This is a genomic window from Gluconacetobacter asukensis (genome assembly GCF_014174375.1).
Classification (GTDB): Bacteria; Pseudomonadota; Alphaproteobacteria; order Acetobacterales; family Acetobacteraceae; genus Gluconacetobacter; species Gluconacetobacter asukensis.
On record NZ_JABEQE010000001.1, the window covers coordinates 255,319 to 274,931 of the forward strand.

Sequence of the window (19,613 nt, forward strand, 5' to 3'; positions counted from 1 at the left end):
CCCCGTCTCAAGCACCATTAAATTCGGTTTCACCACGCTCCGCAGCACCCTCGTCCATCGCCGGCGCGGCGTCCGGATCGATCCCGTCCAGCCCGCGCAACTGCTTCGCCACCACACGCGTCCGCCGCCGTGCCTCGTCGATCGACGACGACATGGCCGAGGCATTGCGCGCCAGCCGTTCCAGCACGCCATCCATCCGCAGCATTTCCTGCCGGGTGGCGCCCAGCAGGCGCGCGATGCCGTCCGTCCTCTCCTCCAGCGCCATAGTGACATATCCCAGATGGATGGTCCGCAGCATGGCCGGCAGCAGGCCGGGGCCCATGATCATCACCCGGCAGGTCCGCCCGATCTCGTCCACCAGCCCCGGAATCCGCGCGATCTCGGCATAGAGCCCGTCGGTCGGCAGATACAGAACGGCGAATTCCACCGTCACCGGCGGGACGATATATTTGGCGGCAATCTTGCGGGCTTCAATCTTCAGCGTCGTCTCCAGCGCGCGACGGGCGGCGCGCTCGGCCTCGGCATCCACCCGGTCCACGGCATCCAGCAGGCGCTCATACGCCTCGGTCGGGAATTTGGAATCGATCGCCAGCAATGGCGGCGTGGTGGCCCGCACCGGCATGCGCACGGCGAATTCCACCACCTCGGCACTGCCCTCGCGCAGGCGGCAATTGGCCTCGTAGGCGCCGGGCGGCAGCACATCGTCCAGAATCGCGCGCAACTGCGCCTCGCCCCAGCCGCCACGCGTCTTGACGTTGGAGAACAGGCGTTTGAGGTCACCGATCTGCGCCGTCATCGCCGAGACCTCGCCCATCGCCTTCTGCATGGCCGTAAACTGCTCCAGCACCCGCTGGAACGAGGTCTGCATCTGCCGCTCCACCGCCTCATGCAGGCGCTCGTCCACCGTGGCGCGAATGGCGTCGAGCTGCCGGGCCGAGGTCTCGGCCATCTCGCGCAGCGCCTCGCTCTGGCGCACCCGCGCTTCGGCCAGGTCCCGGGTCAGCGATTGCGCCATCGCCCCCAGCCGGTCCGCCGTCTCGGCACGGAACTGGTCCAGCCGGGTACGCTGGGCCTCGCCATCGGCCAGGCGCGCGGCGGAATCGCGTTCCATCATCACATAGACGCGCGCCAGCAGGTCGCCCCCATCCGCTCCACGTCCGCGCCGCGCCAGCAGCACCAGCGCGGCTACGATCGCGATCACCGCCAGGGCCACAAGCCCCCACACCCCGGCCCCCAGACCGTCCATCGCTTTTCCTTCCACGGACCGCCTACTCGACCAGCCGGCGCATCACGCCGGGCAGGAAGAGCGAGAACGGATTGACCCGCAGCGCCGGCGAATCCAGCGCCCCGCTGACCACGAAGGTGGCCGCCAGCAGGCCACCCCCCTTCTCCGGGCTCATCAGCCGCCCCACGCCCGGCACGTGGCCGGGGATGGTGTTCACGGCGAAGGCCGGAACGATGGTCCCTTTCAGGTCCAGTTTCCCCCGGTCCAGATCGACCGGCCCCTCGACCGTCACCCCCAGCGAGGCGTTGCTAGCCACCCCGTCATGGACCTCCAGCACCCCGTCGCGGAAGGTGAAGGGCAGTAAGACGCGCTGGATCGCGAACCCCGGCGCCGGCGCAGCCTGTACCCAGCCATACAGCGACGCATTATTGGCCAGGCGCACTGCCTGCGGCACCTCGCGCAACGTGAGGGGATCGACGGTCAGCACACCCGTGAAGGGCGCGCTGGGCTGGGCATCGTCGAACACGCCCTGCATCACGGTCCGCCCGCCCTCGAACTTGGTCGTCACGCCCAGCGTGCGCAGCATCAGGCCCAGATCCTGGACACTGGCCCACAGGTGCCGTCCGTCCCGCTCCGGCGTAAGGGTCGCACTGGCCGGCGACGGGCCGGCCATGGAAAACCGCATCCGCGTCAGGCGGACGCCATTATCCTCCAGATGCGCATGCACACCGGTCAGTGCCGCGGCGCGGGCATAGAACAGCGTACGGACATCGGCATCGATCAGCCAGCTCCGCCCAGGCGGCCCATGCACCCGGCCCGACGCGGCCTCGGGCATGTGATAGGCCCCTTTTTTGGCGGTCTTCGGGGACGCCGCCGCCTCCGGCGTGGGCGCCAGAAGCGGCGACAGGTCCAGCACCGAGGCATGGACCGCCACACGAAGCGGATCGGACGGTCGCGGCGAAACCCCCACCGTCGCATCCCCCCGCGACCGGCCGACGCGGAACCCGCGCATGATCAGGCTGCGCCCGCCATCCCGCCCCATGGTCGCGCGACCATCGATCAGCAAGTCGGGGCCGGTGGCATGAATGGCCTCGACCGAGACCAGACGCCCATCATCCAGCCCCAGCCGTGCCGAAGCCTCTGCCGCCTGCCCCCGCTGCTTGCTCCACACCGGAATGGTCAGCGCCGCATCCGCCAGGTCCAGCTTCAGATCCACCTGACCAGTACTGTCGGGGAAGCGATCGTAATCGACATCCAGGTCCGCGCTGCCATGGAAGCGCTGGCCGACATCGAAACCGGCACGCACCGCGCTCTCGGGCGTGACATGGATGCGCACATGCGCGCTCTCGGTGGTGCGGACCTCCGGCGTGCCACGAAAATCCATGGCATAGGTCAGGGCCGACTGCATGCCGCCCAGCAGCGCCGTGCCCCGCATGGTCAATCCTTGCGTCGTGGCATCCAGCGTCACCCGCCCGTCATCCAGGGCGCGCCCCTGCACCACGTCGCCCAGATGCAGATGATCCAGGTCGGCATGGCCATTCAGCTGGATCTGATCCACCGAGACCTTGTCGTCCAGCGGCAGGACCAGATGCAGGACGACCCGTGCATTGCCGCTGGGCTGGTCGAACGCGACCGGATGGCGCGACAGCAGATGCAGGCGGGGCTCGGCCAGCAGGGCCAGCACATCGCGCAGATTGCCGCGCAGGACCGTCGTGATGTCGCCGGTCTGGTCCTTCCCCTGCAGCCCGGTGATGCGCATGTGCCCGTCGCCGACCGCAAGCTGCCCGATGCCGGTGGCGCCGACATGGCGGCCGGCGCGCTCCATGGTCTGGACACCGTCGCTGAAGGCGATCGACAGCGCGTCCGGCCCCTCGAAGGTCAGGACGGCATTCACCCCCTGGATCGGCGGGATCGGACGCAGCCAGTGCAGGTCCAGGCCCGACCCGATGACGCCGCCCGCCATCGACCGCATGGCAAGCGCCTTCCACCCCGACGCACTGCCCAGCCCGATGGCGACATGCAGATCATGCGCGGTGCCGCGCGTGATGTTCCGCGTCACCCACCCCCGCGCGCCCTTCATCGCCCCGGCCGGCCAGTAGGAGGCCAGGGTCGCGAAATCGAGCGTGGGAATGGTCGCATCCACCGCGCCGTCGATCGGTCCGGGGCCATTCAGGTTGGCGATATCCAGCGCCGCATGCGCGGACAGCATGACCGTATCGCCGGGCACGCTCGCCGGGCGGTCGGAGGGCAATATGCTGGCCGCCAGCGTCTCCAGCCGGATCTTGGCCCCACCCGGAATCGCGCCACCGCCGGCATCGGGCGTGAAACGGGCCGTGAAATCCGCCTGCGCGCCGGCCACGCGAACCAGGCCGCGCGCGCCCGTCACGATCCGCCCGGCACCCGCCTGCACGCGCAGCGCCGCCGTGACCGGGCGGGCCATCAGCCCATCCCGATCGGCCGCCAGACGAATCGTTGCATCCAGCCCGACGGGCAGGTCGGCATGGGCCAGACCCGGCGCCAGCGGGGCCAGCGCGCTCGGCGTCACCGGCGTGGCGGCGAGATGCCAGACCAGCCCCGCCGCGCCATCGGCCTGGCCATCCGCGCGCAGCGTCGCGCGCAGCCCCGGCCCCACCAGCGTCACCCCGGCATGGCCGACCAAGCCGAACAGGGCGGCATGACGCACGGCACGCAACTCAGCATTCACCCCATCGGCATGCCAGGTCTGGCCGGTCGGCACGTCGCGCAGCGTGACCGCGACATCCTCCAGCGCCAGCTTTTCCATCATCCGGGGATCAAGCGGCAGACCAGCCGTGCCGCCTCCGTCCTGCGCCACCCCGGTATCGAGACCGATCGCTCCGTCTGCGTCCCGACGCAGCGTCACCCGTGCGCCCGACACCGCCAGCTCGGGCGCGACAAGCCGGCCATGCAACAGCGGCCCGCTGGCCAGCACCAGCCGCAGCGCGCCGACGCTCTCCGCCACGCTTCCATCGGGCCGGCGCAGGCGCAGATCGTCGGCCGCGACCTCCAGCGGCGCGGCCAGGCCGCGATGCAGCCAATCCCAGCCGATGCGCATCCGCCCCAGTTCCAGACGGATCGCCTTCTGTCCCCGCGCGCCGGGCGGCAGCACGCGCGCCAGCGCCAGCCGCGCCAGCGGCGTAACATCGACAGGCCGCCAGGAGAGCCACGCCGCCAGCCCCACAACCAGCAGCACCGGCACGGCCACGCAGGCCGCTGCCAGCACCCGGACGATGCGCCACCCCCTGCATGGCGCCGAAGATCGGGGGCCTTGACCGTGGGTCATCGCGCCGTCCACGGTGCGCCGCAGCTCCGGCGCGACATGGCGCGGGATATGGCCTCTTCCCTTTTCTGCCCCCCGGACCAGGACGCCCCATGCCCGGACATCGCACCGCCCGCACCACGCAGGCGCCGCCCGCCGGTGGCCCAACAGCCTGGACCGACCGCGCCTGGCCCGCCCCCGCCGATCCGCGCGGCGCCGCCCTGCTGCGCGAGGACCTGGACGAGCTGTGGCAGGACCACGCGCTGGACCCGGCATTGCTGGCAGCCGAGGGCGTGGCGGTCATGCTGGCGGCGATCGGCGGCAACAGCCCCTATCTGGCCAGCCTGGCCCGGCGCGATGTTCTCCCCTTCGCCCACCTGCTGGCCGAGGGGCCGGATGCGGGCATGGCCGCCGCCCTGGACAGCATGGCAGCGCTGACCCCGCGCGACGGCCGCGCCACGATCGCGGCAACTCTGCGCGCGGCCAAGCGGCAGGCCGCACTGGCCATCGCGCTGGCCGATATCGGCGGTCTGTGGACGCTGGAACAGGTCACCCTCGCGCTCAGCCGCCTGGCCGAGGGCGCGCTGGATGCCGCGGTCAGACATCTGCTGCGGACGGCACATGATACGGGGCAACTCGTTCTGCCAGACCCGGGCCACCCGACCCGGGGCAGCGGATTCGTCGTGCTGGCAATGGGGAAACTGGGTGCGCGGGAACTGAACTACTCCTCGGATATCGACCTGATCGTGCTGTACGATCCGGACTGTCATCCGGGCCACGAGGATTTGCGCCGGATCTTCATCCGCATGACTAGCGATCTTGTCAGCCTGATGGAAGCGCGCGATGCCGATGGCTACGTCTTCCGCACCGACCTGCGCCTGCGCCCCGACCCGTCGGCCACCCCGCCCGCCATCTCCTTTCCCACCGGCATCGCCTATTACGAAAGCATGGGCCAGACCTGGGAACGCGCGGCCATGACCAAGGCGCGCCCGGTGGCGGGCGACATCAGCGCCGGCCGCCGCTTCCTGCGCGCGATCCACCCGTTCGTCTGGCGCCGCCACCTCGATTTCGCGGTGATCGACGACCTGCACGACATGAAGGCGCGCATCGACCGCCACCGCAATGCCGGCCATACCGGCCTGTCGCGCCTGGGCGACCGCACGGTCCACGATCCGCGACTGGCCCGCGACTGGCTGCTGGGCCACGACCTGAAACTGGGCCAAGGCGGCATCCGCGAGGTCGAGTTCGTCGCCCAGGCGCTGCAACTGGTCTGGGGCGGGCGGCAGCCCGAACTGCGCGACCCCACCACGCTGGGCGCCCTGCGCCGGCTGGTGCGCGCCGGCATCCTGCCCCGCCCGCAGGGCGAAAGCCTGGCCCGCACCTATCGCATGCTGCGCCGCGCGGAACATCGGCTGCAGATGCAGGCCGACCACCAGACACACCGCCTGCCGACAACGCGCGAAGCCTTCAACATCTATGCGATCTTCATGCAGGAGGAAAACGGCCGCGCCCTGGCCGCCATGATGCTGCCGATCATGCAGGACTCCCGCCGGATCTTCGAGCGCCAGTTCGCCGAGCCCGAGGGTACCGACGCCTCGATCGACCCCGAGGCCGAGGACATGGAAGAGCATCTGCGCCTCGCCGGCTTCCCGCAGGCCGACATCCCCGACGCGCTGGCCCTGCTGGGCCGCTGGAGCGGCAACCGCCTGCGCGCCCTGCGCTCGGACCGCGCGCGCAGCCTGCTGCGCCGCCTGATGCCAGTCATCCTGTCCTGCTTCGGCCAGCGCCGCGAGCCGCTGACCTGCCTGCGCCGGTTCGACGCCATGCTCGCCCGCCAATGGGCCGGGGTACAGTTCCTGACACTGCTGGAGCGCAATCCGGCGCTGATCGGGCGCATCGCCACCATCCTCGACGGCTCGCCCTTCCTGGCCGACCACCTGGCCGAAACCCCGGCTGCGCTGGAAGGGCTGCTGGGCGGCATCGGCGACGACGAGGCCGACACCCGCACCGCCGACCTCACGCCCGCCCAGCTCGTGCGCCAGCATGTGGCGAGTGCCACCTCGACCGAGCAGCTCCTGCCCGTCCTGCGCACGCTGGTGCGCGGCGAGGAATTCCGCCTGTCCACCGCCCGGCTGGAACATCGGCTGGACGTGGACAGCGCCAGCCGCGCCCGCACCGACATGGCCGACGCGGTGATTCGCGGCCTGCTGCGGACCGTCACCACCGAACATCGCGGGCGCTACGGACGCATCCCCGGCGGTGCTATAGCGGTGGTGGCACTGGGCAAGGCCGGATCGCGCGAGATGATGCCGGGTTCGGACCTGGACCTGATGCTGATCTACGACCACCCGCCCGAAGTGACCGACAGCGTGGTCTCGCCGCGCGCCGCAGCCGAAGGGGGCGGGCTGCCGCCACGCCCGCTGCCGGTCGGGCAGTATTTCGTCCGGCTGGCCCATGCCTTCATCGCCGCCCTCACCGCGCCGGGCCCGGAAGGGCCGCTCTACGAGGTCGACATGCGCCTGCGCCCCTCCGGTTCCAAGGGCCCGGTCGCGCTGTCGCTGGACTCGTTCCGCCGCTATCACGCCGAAAGCGCCTGGACGTGGGAGCGCATGGCCCTGACCCGCGCACGGGTCGTCGCCGGCGCACCGCCGCTGGTCCGCGCCATGCGCGCGGCGATCGCCACCGCGCTGGATGGCAACCCCTCCCCCACCGCCCGCCAGACGATCCTGGACGATGCCCGCGCGATGCGCGCCCGCATCGCGCGCGACCTGCCGAACGAGGGCCCATGGGACATCAGGCGCCGTCCGGGCGGCCTGATGGATGTGGAATTCATCGCCCAGGCGCTGCAATTGGTCGCCGGCACCGCCGAGGCGCGCGCGCCCTCGACGCGCGAAGCCCTGCGCTTGCTGGCACGGCATGGCGAGCTGGACCCGGTGGCGGAGCGCGTGCTGCTGCGCGCGGACCGGACATGGCGGTCGGTGCAGAGTATGCTGCGCATCCTCTTCGGCGCCCGCCCGCCGACCGACCCCGCCACCATACCTGCCGCCACCAGCGACATCCTGCTGCGCGAGATCGGTGTTGGGTCGATGGACGAGGCCCTATCCCTGATGAACGACCTCGCGGATTCGGTGCGCGCCCTGTTCGTCCGCCTGATCGGCCCGGTCGAGGACACGGCGGAACGCTTGCGGGCACCGGCAAACCCATCGAAATAGAAAGCCCGCCCACCGCACCCCGCCCCGACCGGGGCCGAACGGAGACCCATCATGGCCGAAACCCCGATCTTTCCCGCCATCGGCGCCCCGGTGCCTGATTTCGACATGCCGGCCAGCAAGGGGCGACATGTCAGCCTGGCGGCGATGCGGGGCAAGCCGTTCATCCTGTATTTCTACCCCAAGGCCAGCACGCCGGGCTGCACCACCGAGGCCTGCGGTTTCCAGGAGGCCCTGGCCGCGCTGGGCGGCACGGGCATTCCCGTCATCGGCGTCTCACGCGATTCGATGAAGGCTATCGACAATTTCGCCACCAAGCAGAATCTCGATTTTCCGCTGGCTTCGGACGCCACCGGCGCGGTCACCGAAGCCTATGGCGTCTGGGTCGAGAAGACGCTGTACGGCCGCAAATATATGGGTATCGAACGCGCCACCTTCCTGATCGATGGCGCCGGCCGGGTTGCCCATGTCTGGCGCAACGTCAAGGTGCCCGGCCATGTCGCCGAGGTGATGCGGGCCGCCTCACAGATCTGACGGCCCGCGCCCCGCGCGATCAATAAGCCGGATAGGCATAGGCGTAAGGCTGCACATAGACCACCGGGGGCGGTGGCGGAGGGGGTGGCGGCGCATAGGCCTCGGCCGCGATCGCCGTTCCGGCCGCGCCGATCAGCGCCCCGCCGACCAGCCCACCGACAAAGGCACCGCCCACACCGGGGCCACGACCGTAATAGCCCCGTCCACCCCAACCCGGGCCACGCCAGCCGGGACCACGCCAGCCACCACCGTGCCAGCCGCCCCCATGCCAGCCCGGGCCGGGACCGCCCCACCCATGACCGTGCCATTGCGCATGGGCCGCCGGAGCAGCAGCAGCGAGACCCGCCGCCATCACCGGAACCACCAGCAGAAGTCGCGCCATTTTACGCATGGCCGTATCCTTTCTTTCCAGGCGGGAGCAAACCGCCCCGCGTAAAAAGAAACACACCACCCACTCATGGCGATTTACGGGCAGGTTTCGCCCCATTTCCGTCACGAACCAGCCCGCCGCAGATAGACTCCCAAACTGTGTCTGAAAATGTGGGCTGGTGAGCGAGAGTGCCGCAGGGCGGCACGTCCGGCGTGTGTTTTCGAGCACTGGAGCGGAGCGGTTTATAGGCCGTGAGCACCAGAGCACAGAAAACGCGCGTCGGATCGCCACCGGCGCACATTTACAGGCACAGTTTCAGGGATGGGCAGCCTGGACACTCTTCAATCCGGCCGGCACGACGAACACCGAATCCGGCTGGGTGGCGCGGGTCACCTGCTCCGCACGCACCACGATCCGGTCGTCCTGCATGACCTGGAGCATGACGCCATCGTCGCTGTAGCAGACATCGCTCACCCGGCCATCTGTGTCACGGGTGTGCCAGACGGTGCAGCTCTCGCCGGCCACCAGCATCGTCTCGCCGCGCGCCCAGTCCCCCGATGCCCGCTGCCCCGGCTCCGACAGCGCCGGGCCGGGGGCTGGAATGACCGTACGGGCGCTGTGGGCCTGGTCGATCACCGTCAGGCTTCCCGCCCGATAATCGGTGATCATGTAGGTGGCCGACCCGTCAGGGTCGACACGCTGGCGGCGCGTGCCGGCCGACCAGCGCATGCGCTGGTGCTGCACCGGAATCGACGGATCGGGCGATGCCAGCGCATAGAAGATGTCGACATCCTGCTGCGGCGTGACGAAGGGCGCATTCCCGGCCGCCCGCGCCGCCGGACCGACCGGCAGCACCAGGGCGAGGACCAGGCCCGCCAGCGCCAGGCGGCGCGATTCGCCGCTCATTGGCCGGACTGCGCCGCTCCACCGGTTACCGGCTGGCCGCCGCCCACCGCATGCGACGGGGCGACGCGATGGCGCGTGACCATCTGATAGCCCTCGGGCGGCTGGAACGTGCTGGTCGGAATGGGGCCATAGGTGACGCGCGTCGCCTCCAGCCGGCCCTTCATGCCGTCGCCATCCACCCCGTCCTCGCGCAGGATCACGCCGTCATCGGTCACGCAGGCGGTCGCCGTCCCGCGCCCCGACACCACGCCCCATTCGGTGCAGGACACGCCCGCGACCTGCGCCGTGCCCTTGCGGGTAAACTGCATCGACAGATCCAGCAGGAACGGGTTGCGAATCCCGTTATGCGCCTCGAACTGCGTGTAGACCTTCTGCTTGTTCAGCACGATCGTCACCTGCCGCGTGGTGCGGTTCAGGATGGTCGAGCCCATGGCCTCGGGGCTGTCGATGCGCATCATCCCGCCATTCGCGGTGAACCAGGCCTCGATCGTCTTGGGGGCCGGGGCGCCATCGGGCTGCACGGCATACTGCACCTGCACGTCGCGCGCGGGTGCCAGCGGCGGATGGTCGGCATCGGCCTGCGCCCGCGCCGGCTGAATCGCGATGGCCGTCATCAGGCTCACCGCCAGCGCGCCAGCCACGCCAGCGCGCGCCCCTGTCGGATGGATCATGATCCCGAATTCCTCTTCCCGCTTCTTCCAATAATGCCCGACGACCCTAACCACTTCCGTCGCCAGACGAAATTGCGCCCGCGTCGCTTCCGCCCCGCATGGCGATAATTTCATGACGGATCGCCTCGCGCTCCACGGGCGAGGACTCGTCCGGCCAGCGGGCCGGCAGTCGCAACGCGGCCGCCAGCTGTTTCTTGTAGCGCCAGGAGGGAATTTCGACCCCGCCGAACCGCGCCAGATGCTCGGTGCCGAACTGCGTATCGAGCAGCGTGAAGCCACCACGCCGCAGCCGCGCGACCAGCGAGACCAGCGCCGCCTTCGACGAATCGCGGGCGCGGCTGAACATGCTCTCGCCAAAGAACGCCCCGCCGATCGCCACCCCGTAGAGCCCGCCCACCAGTTCCCCGTCGCACCAGCTTTCCACGCTGTGGGCATGGCCCAGCGCATGCAGGTCGCAGAACAGGCGGACGATCCGTTCGTTGATCCATGTCTCTTCCCGCCCCGGCGCGGGGGCGGCACAGGCGCGGATCGTCGCCTCGAAATCACGGTCCGACACGATCTCGAACCGGTCGGACAGCACGGTGCGCAGCAGGCGGCGGGGGGCGTGAAACCCGTCCAGCGGCAGGATTCCCCGCAATTCCGGATCGTACCATTCCAGGTGCTGCGACCGTGCATCGGGCGCCATGGGAAACAGGCCGATCGAATAGGCCTGGATCATGATCTCGGGGGTGATGTCCATCCCGTTGCCCATCGCGCTCTCTTTCTCTTCATGCCGGGCGTCTGGACACAAACCGGCAATAGGTCGAACCTGTTACGGAAGCCGGATGCGCGGCATCCATGGAAAAGAGGTCGATCCCATGTCCCGGACACGCCCCCGCCTGATCGTTTCCCAGCGCCTGCTGGCCGCCGCCAACGTCCGCATCGCCCGGGATTATGACACGCTGCCGGCCCCGGACCACAAGCTGACGGAAGACGAACTGGTTGCCCAGGCCCGGGAATTTCGCCCCGATGCCGTGGTGGTGACCAGCAGCACACCGGTCTCCGCCGTCACCGTCGCCGCCCTGCCCGACAGCGTGCGCGTCATCGCCACCATCAGCGTCGGCACCGATCATCTGGATATTCCGGCGATCCTCGGGCGTGGCATCGCCCTAACCAACACCCCCGACGTACTGACCGACTGCAACGCCGACCTGGCGATGATGCTGATCCTGGCGGCATCGCGCCGGGCGAAGGAATATCTCTCACTGGTCGATTCGGGCTGGGGCCGGACGCTGGGCCTGGACGAAATGCTGGGCACGCGCGTCACCGGCAAGACGCTGGGCATCATCGGCATGGGGCGCATCGGCCGCGCCGTGGCCCGGCGGGCGCGCGGATTCGAGATGAAAATCCTCTATTCCAACCGCAGCCGCCTGGCGCCGGAACTGGAAGAAGGCGCCACCTATTTCGCCGACCCGCGCGACATGCTGCCCCAATGCGACGTGCTGAGCCTGCACATGCCGGGCAGCAAGGAGGGCAAGCCGGTCATGACCGCCGAATTGTTCGGCCTGCTGCCGCGCGGCGCTATCTTCGTCAACGCCGCACGCGGCAGCCTGGTGGATGAGGGCGCGCTGATCGCAGCCCTGAAGGACGGGCAGCTCGCGGGCGCGGGGCTGGATGTCTGCCGCAACGAGCCGAACCCCGACCCGCGCCTGCTTTCCCTGCCGAACCTGTTCCTGACGCCGCATGTGGGCAGCGCCACGGTGGAAACCCGCACCGACATGTGCATGCTGGCGCTGGACAATGTCGATGCCGTCCTGGCCGGCCGCCCGGCCCTGACGCCGGTGACGGGATAACGTTCATGCAGGCCGGCCAGACCTTCTTCCTCTGCTGCCTGGCAGGCTGTGCCATGGCAGTCGCCCTGCTGCTGCTGATGCCGCATTACGCCGGCATGGCCCGCACCCTGATCGGCTTTTACCTTCTCGCCGCGATGGCAGCAGCAACCCGGATGGCTATCAAAGCCTGACCGTAAATGCGCGCCGGCGGCGGTGACCGGCGCCACACGGATAATCATCGGTCCCAGGAAGCCTGGCCGGAAACGCACGTCGGATCACCGCCAGCGCGCATTTCCGGCCAGGCTGGCCGTCAGGCGGCCGGCAGGGCCAGGGCTTCGGCCGTGGCCGGACCATGGGCGAACAGCACCGCCTCGCGCACCTGGGCCGGGGATGGCCGAATGCCGGTATAGAGCACGAACTGCTCGATAGCCTGCAACACGATCACCTCGGCACCGGAAATGACGGTCTTTCCGCGCGCGCGCGCCGCGCGCAGAAAGACCGTCTCCGGCGGCAGGGCCACCACGTCGAAGGCGATGGTGCAGGTATCGATCAGCGATTCGGGAAAGGCCAACGCCGCGCTGTCCGGCCCTTCCATGCCCAACGGCGTCACATTGATCAGCAGCGGCGCCCCCTGCTCCGGCAGGTCGGGGCGCCACTGATAGCCATATTCCTCGGCCAGGCGCCGGCCCGCCTCTTCATTGCGGGCCACGATCGTCCCGTCCTCGAAGCCGCTGTCGCGCAGGGCCGCCACCACCGCGCGGGCCATACCCCCGCTGCCGCGCAGCAGGAAGGGCGTCGCCGGGTCGATCCCCCGCTGGGCCAGCAAGGTCTGCGCCGCGATGTAATCGGTATTGTGTCCGACCAGCACGCCATCGTCATTGACGATGGTATTGACGCTCTCGATCGCCTGGGCCGACGGTTCCAGGCGGTCGATCAGCGGAATGACGGCTTCCTTGAACGGCATGGAAATCGCGCAGCCCCGAATGCCGAGCGCGCGCACCCCGCCGATCGCCGCCGGCAGGTCGGTGGTGCTGAAGGATTTGTAGATATAATCGAGCTCCAGCAGCTCATAGAGGCGGTTATGCAGCCGCGAGCCGGCATTGCCGGGCCTGCCGGACAGCGACATGCACAATTTCGTGTCACGACCAATCGGCGGTTTCATGTCCGTATTCTCCTTTCGTTTTTCTTCGTTTTTCCGGGCGGCGATCAGGCCTCGGCGCCCCGTCCCCCCGATCCCCGGGCGATGAAACGCCCCGCCAGCACGACGCGGCGCGTGACGCAATCGGCGTGATCCAGCCGATCCATCAGCATCGTCACGGCCGTGCGCCCGATTTCCTCCACCGGCTGCTCGATCACGCTCAGCCCGCCGCCGACGAATTCCATCCAGGGTTCGTTGTCGAAACTCGTCAGGGCCAGGTCCCGGGGGATCTCCAGCCCCAGCGCGTCGGCGACCCGCAACACGCTTTGCAGCATGACGCTGTTGCTGACGACCAGCGCACTCGGCCGCCGCGACGCATCCTCCAGCAATGCCGTGATCGCCCGCTGGGCCTGTTCGCGTTCATGCGCCACCGGGACGACCTGCCCGGGGATGCCGCATTCCTCCATGGCACGCCCATATCCATCGCAGCGTTCGCGCCCGGTCACGGTATCGGTGCCGAACAGGCCGGCAATGCGACGATGCCCCAGCCGGTGCAGATGCGCGACCAGCTTCGCCGCCATGGCCGCATTGTCGATGACGACGCTGTCGCACGAGGCGTTCGGCGCCGCACGGTCGATCAGGACAATCGGAAAATCGCTCTCCACATGCGCGATCCTGTCCGCCCCCTCGCGCGTCGGCGCCAGGATGACGCCGGTGACCCGCTCCTCCTGCATCAATTGCAGATACATCGCCTCTTTTGCCGCATCCTCGTCGGTATTGCAGAAGATGACGCGCAGCCCCCGGTCATAGGCGATGGCCTCGACCGTGCGGGACACGGCGGTAAAGAACGGGTTACGAATATCGGCGACGATCAGGCCGATGGTATTGGTGTGCCGCGAGCGCAGGCGCCGGGCCGCCAGATTGGGGCGGTACCCCGTCTCATGCACCGCCGCCATCACCCGATCGCGCATGTCGGGATCGACGGGACGTCCCGCCAGAACACGCGATACCGTGGCGGGCGAGACCGCCGCCACCCGCGCGACATCCTTGATTCCGACATTCATCGGGAAAACGTTCTCCCTCCACGCGCAGCAGGAAACGGTATCCACGGGAAGTGATTATGCCATGGCACCGTTCGAATATCCTGTCTATTGACAAAAACCACAGAGAACGTTTTCCCTACTAGGAAAATAAAAACGGAGAGGCTTGTCGAATGCCCCCCACCACCGTTATCGGCCCGGCGGTCGAAACCCTGATCCGGATTGATGCCCGCGCGGCGAACAAGGACGATGCCATTCGCCAGGCGGGGCAATTGCTGGTCGCGGCCGGCTGCGTGATCCCCGGCTACGAAGAAAGCATGATCCGGCGCGAGCAGGTGGCCAACACCTATCTCGGCTCCGGCGTCGCCATTCCGCACGGCACCGGCGAGGACAAGGGACTCGTGCGCCAGGACGGCATCGTGGTCCTGCAATTCATCGATGGAATCGAATGGAATCCCGGTCAGGTCGCCCATCTGGTCGTTGGAATCGCCGCCGGATCGGACAGCCATATCGCGATCCTGCGGCGCCTGACACGCCTGATCCAGAACGAGGCCCGCCTGCAGGAACTGGTTGCCACGCGCGACCCGGATGTCATTTCCGCCGCCCTGCGGGACGAGGCCCCGGCCCCCGCTTCCTCCGGCGCCGCCGAGGATTATCCCGAGCGGATCGAATGGATTGTCGATTACCCGACGGGCCTTCACGCGCGCCCCGCTTCCACATGGTCCGAAACCGCGAAGAGCGCCGGCACCCCGCTGCGCGTGCGGCATGGCGCGGAAGCCGCCGATCCGCGCAGCCTGGTCGCCCTGCTGCAACTGGGCCTGAAAGCCGGTGACACGATTGTGATCTCGGCCGGCGGCGCCAATGCCCGTGCGGCACTGGAACGGTTTCACAATGTCGTCACCCGCCTGACGCCGCAGGAAAAGGCCGACGCCGCCCGCGCTGCCGAGAAAGCCGCCGCGGCGGCAAAAGCCGGCCCGCTGAAGGGCTGGACGCCGGTCAGCACGCCGCGCCTCATGCCCGGTGTCGCCGCCAGTCCCGGCCTGGCCATCGGCAAGATCCATATCCTCGCCGCTGCCGAAACCGAAGTCCCGGACGAACCGGTGGATCTGGTGACCGGCGGCGCACTGCTCAATGGCGCCCTAGTGCGCACGCGCGCGCAGATGGAAGGACTGATCGACGATACGACCCGCCGTCTGGGTGCGGGGGATGCGGCAATCTTCATCGCGCAGGCCGGCCTGCTGGACGACACCGACCTGATCACGCTGACCTGCCAGATCATGGTCGAAGGCCATGGCGTCGCCTGGTCGTGGCACGAGGCCGTCGAGCAGATGGCGGCCAGGCTCTCGTCGCTCGGCAACCCGGTCCTGGCCGCGCGCGCGGCGGACCTGCGCGATATCGGGCGCCGCGTCCTGGCCCAGATCGACCCCGATCTGGGCACCGGCACGCTGGACGACCTGCCGGAAGAACCGTGCATCCTGGTCGCCTCGGACCTGTCGCCCTCCGATACCGCGACCCTGGACATCAGCCGCGTCGCCGGCATCGCGACCGCGCTGGGCGGCCCGACATCGCACAGCGCGATCCTGGCGCGCACGCTGGGCCTGCCTTCGGTCGTCGCGGGCGGCCCCGGGCTGCTGGCCCTGGCACCCGGCAGCATGGCGATCGTCGATGGCGATACGGGGCGCATCTGGCTGGACCCGACGGAGGCCGACCTGGAATCGGCCCGGGCCTGGCTCGCCGACCGCGCACGCCTGCGCGCGGCGGAAGAAGAAAAGCGCGCCAACCCCGCCGAGACGACGGACGGTCATCGCGTCGCCATCGGCGCCAACGTCAACCGCCCCGACCAAGTGGCGTTCTGCCTGTCGCAGGGGGCCGAGGGCGTCGGCCTGATGCGGACCGAGTTCCTGTTCCTCGAACGCGGCGAAACCCCCAGCGAGGACGAGCAATACGCGGTCTATCGCGACATGATCGAGGCCCTGGGCGACCGCCCGCTGATCGTGCGCACGCTCGATATCGGCGGCGACAAGCAGGTCCCGCACCTGGACCTGCCCCATGAGGAAAACCCGTTCCTGGGCGTGCGCGGCGCGCGGCTGCTGCTGCGCCGGCCCGACCTGCTCGACCCGCAGCTGCGCGCGCTCTATCGGGCGGCGAAGGCGGGCGGGGAACTGCTGATCATGTTCCCCATGATCACCTCGGTCCCCGAACTGGTGACGCTGCGGCAGCGGTGCGAGGCCATCCGTGCCGAGCTGGACGCGCCGACGGTCCCGATCGGCATCATGATCGAGGTCCCGGCGGCGGCGGTCCAGGCCCATATCCTGGCGGAACATGCCGATTTCTTCTCGGTCGGTACCAACGACCTCACGCAATATACGCTGGCCATCGACCGGCAGAATCCGGAACTGGCCAGCGAGGCCGACAGCCTGCACCCCGCCGTGCTGCGCCTGATCGCGCAGACGGTGGAGGGCGCGCGGCGCCATGGGCGCTGGGTCGGCGTCTGCGGCGGGCTGGCGGGCGATCCGTTCGGGGCCGCCCTGCTCACCGGGCTCGGTGTCGATGAACTGTCGATGACCCCGCGCGACATTCCCGCCGTCAAGGCGCGGATTCGCAATACCAGCCTGGCGGATCTGCGCGCCCTTGCCGCCCGCGCGCTCGAGGTCGGCACACCGGATGCGGTCCGCGCGCTGGACCGCGCGCCCGATGGAAAGGACGCGTGATGCGTATTGCAACCGTCACCTTCAACCCCGCGATCGACCAGACCATCACGGTCGATCACCTGGTGCCCGGCGAAGTCCATCGCGCCCGCGCCGTGCGGCAGAATGCAGGCGGCAAGGGCGTGAACGTCGCCAGTTGCCTGGCCGACTGGGGCATCGACGTCACCGCGTTCGGGCTGCTGGGCCGCGAGAATGCCGCGCTGTTCGAGGCCCTGTGCGCGCAGAAGAAGATCGCGGACCGCTTCCTGCGCATCCCGGGCGCCACCCGCGTCAACATGAAGATCGTCGATGATCGCAACACCACCGACATCAACATGGACGGCGCCCCCGTCGATGCGGCCACCGCCGAACGGCAGGTCGGGATAGTCGAGGCATTTGCCGGCGACGACAGCCTGATCGTACTGTCCGGCAGCCTGCCGCCGGGATGCCCGCCCGACCTCTATGCCGGCCTGGTCGCCCGGCTGCGCGGCAAGGGCGCGCGCGTGCTGCTGGACACCAGCGGCACGCCGCTGACGCTGGCGCTCCAGGGCGACACGCTCCCCAACATCATCAAGCCGAACCTGCGGGAACTCGCGGACTGGGCGGGCGAACCCGTCGAGACGACGGATGATGCCCTGCGCATCGGGGCGCGGCTGATCGCTCGGGGCGTCGAACTGGTCGTGGTGTCGATGGGCGCGGACGGCGCGCTGTTCCTCCAGGATACGGGGGCGATCACCGCGCGGCTGCGGGCCCGGACAGTCACCAGCACGGTCGGCGCGGGCGATGCCATGGTCGCGGGCCTAGTCGCCGCCCTGTCGGAAGAAGCGGCGCTGGAAGATATCGCGTGCCTGTCCACCGCCTTCGCGGTCGGCAAGCTCGGCCTGGCCGGACCGAATCTTCCGGGCCGCGACGCGATCCTGGCCCTGATGAAGAACGTGACGATCGCGCCAGCCGGACATATCGAAGCCGGCAGCGCGGGAGAAACAGCATGAAGCGCATACTGGCCGTCATCCAGGCTGGCGAGGAGAGCGTCACGGGCGTTCTCGCCGGCGAGGCACTGCGCCGCGCGGCGCGCGAAACGGGCCGCCCGCTGGACGTCGAAATCCGCACCGCGCAGGGGACCCTCAACCCCCTGCCCGCCGACGCCCCGGGCGAGGACGAAGTGCTGCTGCTGGTCGGCACCGGCGGACAGCCCGACGAGGCCCTGGCCGCACGGGCCAGCCGCCATCTGACGCTCGAATCCGTCCTGGCCGATCCGGGCCGCGCAATCACGGATCTGGACCGCCCGACCGACGCCGTGCGCCCGGGTGCCGCGCCGCAGGCCGCACGCCCGCCGCGCATCGTCGCCGTCACGTCCTGCCCGACCGGCATCGCCCATACCTTCATGGCGGCCGAGGGCCTGCAGGAGGCCGCGCGTCAGCTCGGCTATCCCTTCCGTGTCGAAACGCAAGGCTCGGTCGGCGCCGGCAATCCGCTGACCGAGCAGGAAATCGCCGACGCCGACGTGGTGGTGATCGCGGCCGACCGGGAGGTCGATCGCGGCCGCTTCGGCGGCAAGCGCGTCTATGCCACCGGCGCCAAGCCGGCCATTACCGGCGGCGCCGCCGTGATCGCGAAGGCCCTGGCCGAGGCGACCGTGCAGCCCGCGGCCGGCTCGGCCTCCGCTGGCGCGTCCCAATCGTCCGGCAAGGGCGAACGCGCCGGCCCCTACAAGCATCTGATGACGGGCGTGTCCTTCATGCTGCCCTTCGTCGTGTCCGGCGGCCTGCTGATCGCGCTCGCCTTCGCGCTGGGCGGCATCCATGCCAACGATGCCTCGTCGGACGGAACCCTGGCCCACACCCTGTTCACCATCGGGGCCAAGGCCGGCTTCGCGCTGATGGTCCCGGCACTGGCGGGCTATATCGCCTTCTCGGTGGCCGATCGTCCGGGCCTGGCGCCGGGCATGATCGGCGGCATCCTGGCCGCGAACCTCAATGCCGGCTTTCTCGGCGGCATCGCGGCGGGCTTCGTCGCAGGCTATGCGGTGGACGGGCTCAATCGCCTGATCCAGCTGCCCAAGACCCTGCAAGGGCTGAAGCCGATCCTGATCCTGCCGTTGCTGGGCACGCTGATCACCGGCCTGCTGACGGTCTACGCCATCGGCCAGCCCGTCGCCGCCCTGATGGCCTTCCTCACGGACTGGCTGCGCGACATGCAGGGGTCCAGCGCGATACTGCTGGGGCTGATCCTGGGGGCGATGTCCGCCTTCGACATGGGCGGCCCGGTGAACAAGGCGGGCTATGCCTTCTCGGTCGGGCTGATCGCCAGCGCGGTCTATACGCCGATGGCCGCCACGATGGTCGCCGGCATGGTGCCGCCTCTGGCGGCGGCGCTGGCGACACGCCTGTTCCATGCGCGCTTCACGGCCGAGGAGCGCGAGGCTGGCGCGACGGCGGCGGTGCTGGGGTTGGCCTTCATCACCGAGGGCGCCATTCCCTTCGCCGCCCGCGATCCCCTGCGGGTCATCCCCGCCATGATGGCGGGTTCGGCAACGGCGGGCGCGATCTCCATGGTGGCGGGCGTGGAGCTGAAAGTGCCGCATGGCGGCATCTTCGTCCTGCCCATTCCAGGCGCCGTCACCCATCTGGCCGCCTATGTGGTGGCACTGCTCGCGGGCACAGTCGTCAGCGCCGTATTGATCGGCCTGCTGATGCGCACGCCCGTACGAGCCGAAAAGATGGCCTGAAGGGCGCCGGACGCGCC

The 19,613-nt window shown here is 69.4% G+C and carries 15 protein-coding genes; 7 read left to right on the forward strand and 8 right to left on the reverse strand.

The window, feature by feature from the left end; all coding sequences use genetic code 11:
• Nucleotides 1-7 precede the first annotated feature (7 nt).
• Complete coding sequence (locus HLH35_RS01155; protein ID WP_182977382.1) at nucleotides 8-1,246, reverse strand: DNA recombination protein RmuC; 1,239 nt, start codon at nucleotides 1,244-1,246, stop codon at nucleotides 8-10.
• A gap of 22 nt (nucleotides 1,247-1,268) precedes the next feature.
• Nucleotides 1,269-4,526, reverse strand: a complete 3,258-nt coding sequence (locus HLH35_RS01160) for an AsmA-like C-terminal region-containing protein (protein WP_182977383.1) — start codon at nucleotides 4,524-4,526, stop codon at nucleotides 1,269-1,271.
• An 89-nt stretch (nucleotides 4,527-4,615) separates the two neighbouring features.
• Here HLH35_RS01160 and HLH35_RS01165 point away from each other — a divergent pair, with 89 nt between their 5' ends.
• Both HLH35_RS01165 and bcp read left to right on the forward strand, forming a co-directional pair.
• On the forward strand, nucleotides 4,616-7,714 hold the full coding sequence (locus tag HLH35_RS01165; RefSeq protein ID WP_182977384.1) for a bifunctional [glutamine synthetase] adenylyltransferase/[glutamine synthetase]-adenylyl-L-tyrosine phosphorylase: 3,099 nt from the start codon (nucleotides 4,616-4,618) through the stop codon (nucleotides 7,712-7,714).
• A gap of 51 nt (nucleotides 7,715-7,765) precedes the next feature.
• Nucleotides 7,766-8,245 carry a thioredoxin-dependent thiol peroxidase gene (gene bcp / locus HLH35_RS01170; RefSeq protein WP_182977385.1) on the forward strand — a complete coding sequence of 160 codons (480 nt, stop codon included), beginning with the start codon at nucleotides 7,766-7,768 and terminating at the stop codon, nucleotides 8,243-8,245.
• 19 nt (nucleotides 8,246-8,264) lie between these two features.
• On the opposite strand, the gene HLH35_RS01175 is transcribed toward bcp, so the two are convergent.
• From HLH35_RS01175 to aat, 4 genes are all read right to left on the reverse strand, one after another.
• Nucleotides 8,265-8,636 (reverse strand): hypothetical protein, encoded by a 372-nt coding sequence (locus HLH35_RS01175; protein ID WP_182977386.1) that lies wholly within the window; start codon nucleotides 8,634-8,636, stop codon nucleotides 8,265-8,267.
• Between the two features lie 294 nt (nucleotides 8,637-8,930).
• Nucleotides 8,931-9,521, reverse strand: a complete 591-nt coding sequence (locus HLH35_RS01180; RefSeq protein WP_182977387.1) for a hypothetical protein — start codon at nucleotides 9,519-9,521, stop codon at nucleotides 8,931-8,933.
• A complete protein-coding gene (locus HLH35_RS01185; RefSeq protein WP_182977388.1) occupies nucleotides 9,518-10,192 on the reverse strand; it encodes a DUF4412 domain-containing protein in 675 nt (224 codons plus the stop codon). Before HLH35_RS01185 ends, HLH35_RS01180 begins: the two co-directional genes overlap by 4 nt.
• 46 nt (nucleotides 10,193-10,238) lie before the next feature.
• Nucleotides 10,239-10,943, reverse strand: coding sequence for a leucyl/phenylalanyl-tRNA--protein transferase (gene aat / locus HLH35_RS01190; RefSeq protein ID WP_182977389.1), 705 nt, complete (start codon nucleotides 10,941-10,943; stop codon nucleotides 10,239-10,241).
• A gap of 106 nt (nucleotides 10,944-11,049) precedes the next feature.
• On the opposite strand from aat, the gene HLH35_RS01195 reads away from it, so the two are divergent.
• Together HLH35_RS01195 and HLH35_RS01200 are read left to right on the forward strand one after the other, a co-directional pair.
• Complete coding sequence (locus HLH35_RS01195; protein WP_182977390.1) at nucleotides 11,050-12,024, forward strand: 2-hydroxyacid dehydrogenase; 975 nt, start codon at nucleotides 11,050-11,052, stop codon at nucleotides 12,022-12,024.
• A gap of 5 nt (nucleotides 12,025-12,029) precedes the next feature.
• On the forward strand, nucleotides 12,030-12,194 hold the full coding sequence (locus HLH35_RS01200; RefSeq protein ID WP_182977391.1) for a hypothetical protein: 165 nt from the start codon (nucleotides 12,030-12,032) through the stop codon (nucleotides 12,192-12,194).
• Between the two features lie 119 nt (nucleotides 12,195-12,313).
• On the opposite strand, the gene HLH35_RS01205 is transcribed toward HLH35_RS01200, so the two are convergent.
• Together HLH35_RS01205 and HLH35_RS01210 are read right to left on the reverse strand one after the other, a co-directional pair.
• The gene (locus HLH35_RS01205; protein WP_182977392.1) at nucleotides 12,314-13,165 is read right to left on the reverse strand and encodes a shikimate 5-dehydrogenase; all 852 of its coding nucleotides are present in this window, start codon (nucleotides 13,163-13,165) and stop codon (nucleotides 12,314-12,316) included.
• Nucleotides 13,166-13,209: 44 nt separating this feature from the next.
• The gene (locus tag HLH35_RS01210) at nucleotides 13,210-14,205 is read right to left on the reverse strand and encodes a LacI family DNA-binding transcriptional regulator (protein ID WP_182977393.1); all 996 of its coding nucleotides are present in this window, start codon (nucleotides 14,203-14,205) and stop codon (nucleotides 13,210-13,212) included.
• Between the two features lie 149 nt (nucleotides 14,206-14,354).
• Between HLH35_RS01210 and ptsP the strand changes: the two genes are divergently transcribed.
• From ptsP to HLH35_RS01225, 3 genes are read left to right on the forward strand one after another with little or no spacing between them, the layout of a single operon-like run.
• Nucleotides 14,355-16,892 carry a phosphoenolpyruvate--protein phosphotransferase gene (gene ptsP / locus HLH35_RS01215; protein WP_182977394.1) on the forward strand — a complete coding sequence of 846 codons (2,538 nt, stop codon included), beginning with the start codon at nucleotides 14,355-14,357 and terminating at the stop codon, nucleotides 16,890-16,892.
• Nucleotides 16,892-17,860, forward strand: a complete 969-nt coding sequence (pfkB, locus tag HLH35_RS01220; protein WP_182977597.1) for a 1-phosphofructokinase — start codon at nucleotides 16,892-16,894, stop codon at nucleotides 17,858-17,860. The genes ptsP and pfkB overlap by 1 nt, the downstream gene beginning before the upstream one ends.
• Nucleotides 17,857-19,596, forward strand: coding sequence for a PTS fructose transporter subunit IIC (locus HLH35_RS01225; protein WP_182977395.1), 1,740 nt, complete (start codon nucleotides 17,857-17,859; stop codon nucleotides 19,594-19,596). The genes pfkB and HLH35_RS01225 overlap by 4 nt, the downstream gene beginning before the upstream one ends.
• Nucleotides 19,597-19,613: the final 17 nt, after the last annotated feature.

What these genes read in the sequence shown, in the direction of transcription:
- HLH35_RS01155 (WP_182977382.1), bottom strand. Translation starts at nt 1,246, where the DNA reads ATGGACGGTCTGGGGGCCGGGGTGTGGGGGCTTGTGGCCCTGGCGGTG.
- HLH35_RS01160 (WP_182977383.1), bottom strand. Translation starts at nt 4,526, where the DNA reads ATGACCCACGGTCAAGGCCCCCGATCTTCGGCGCCATGCAGGGGGTGG.
- HLH35_RS01165 (WP_182977384.1), top strand. Translation starts at nt 4,616, where the DNA reads ATGCCCGGACATCGCACCGCCCGCACCACGCAGGCGCCGCCCGCCGGT.
- bcp (WP_182977385.1), top strand. Translation starts at nt 7,766, where the DNA reads ATGGCCGAAACCCCGATCTTTCCCGCCATCGGCGCCCCGGTGCCTGAT.
- HLH35_RS01175 (WP_182977386.1), bottom strand. Translation starts at nt 8,636, where the DNA reads ATGCGTAAAATGGCGCGACTTCTGCTGGTGGTTCCGGTGATGGCGGCG.
- HLH35_RS01180 (WP_182977387.1), bottom strand. Translation starts at nt 9,521, where the DNA reads ATGAGCGGCGAATCGCGCCGCCTGGCGCTGGCGGGCCTGGTCCTCGCC.
- HLH35_RS01185 (WP_182977388.1), bottom strand. Translation starts at nt 10,192, where the DNA reads ATGATCCATCCGACAGGGGCGCGCGCTGGCGTGGCTGGCGCGCTGGCG.
- aat (WP_182977389.1), bottom strand. Translation starts at nt 10,943, where the DNA reads ATGGGCAACGGGATGGACATCACCCCCGAGATCATGATCCAGGCCTAT.
- HLH35_RS01195 (WP_182977390.1), top strand. Translation starts at nt 11,050, where the DNA reads ATGTCCCGGACACGCCCCCGCCTGATCGTTTCCCAGCGCCTGCTGGCC.
- HLH35_RS01200 (WP_182977391.1), top strand. Translation starts at nt 12,030, where the DNA reads ATGCAGGCCGGCCAGACCTTCTTCCTCTGCTGCCTGGCAGGCTGTGCC.
- HLH35_RS01205 (WP_182977392.1), bottom strand. Translation starts at nt 13,165, where the DNA reads ATGAAACCGCCGATTGGTCGTGACACGAAATTGTGCATGTCGCTGTCC.
- HLH35_RS01210 (WP_182977393.1), bottom strand. Translation starts at nt 14,205, where the DNA reads ATGAATGTCGGAATCAAGGATGTCGCGCGGGTGGCGGCGGTCTCGCCC.
- ptsP (WP_182977394.1), top strand. Translation starts at nt 14,355, where the DNA reads ATGCCCCCCACCACCGTTATCGGCCCGGCGGTCGAAACCCTGATCCGG.
- pfkB (WP_182977597.1), top strand. Translation starts at nt 16,892, where the DNA reads ATGCGTATTGCAACCGTCACCTTCAACCCCGCGATCGACCAGACCATC.
- HLH35_RS01225 (WP_182977395.1), top strand. Translation starts at nt 17,857, where the DNA reads ATGAAGCGCATACTGGCCGTCATCCAGGCTGGCGAGGAGAGCGTCACG.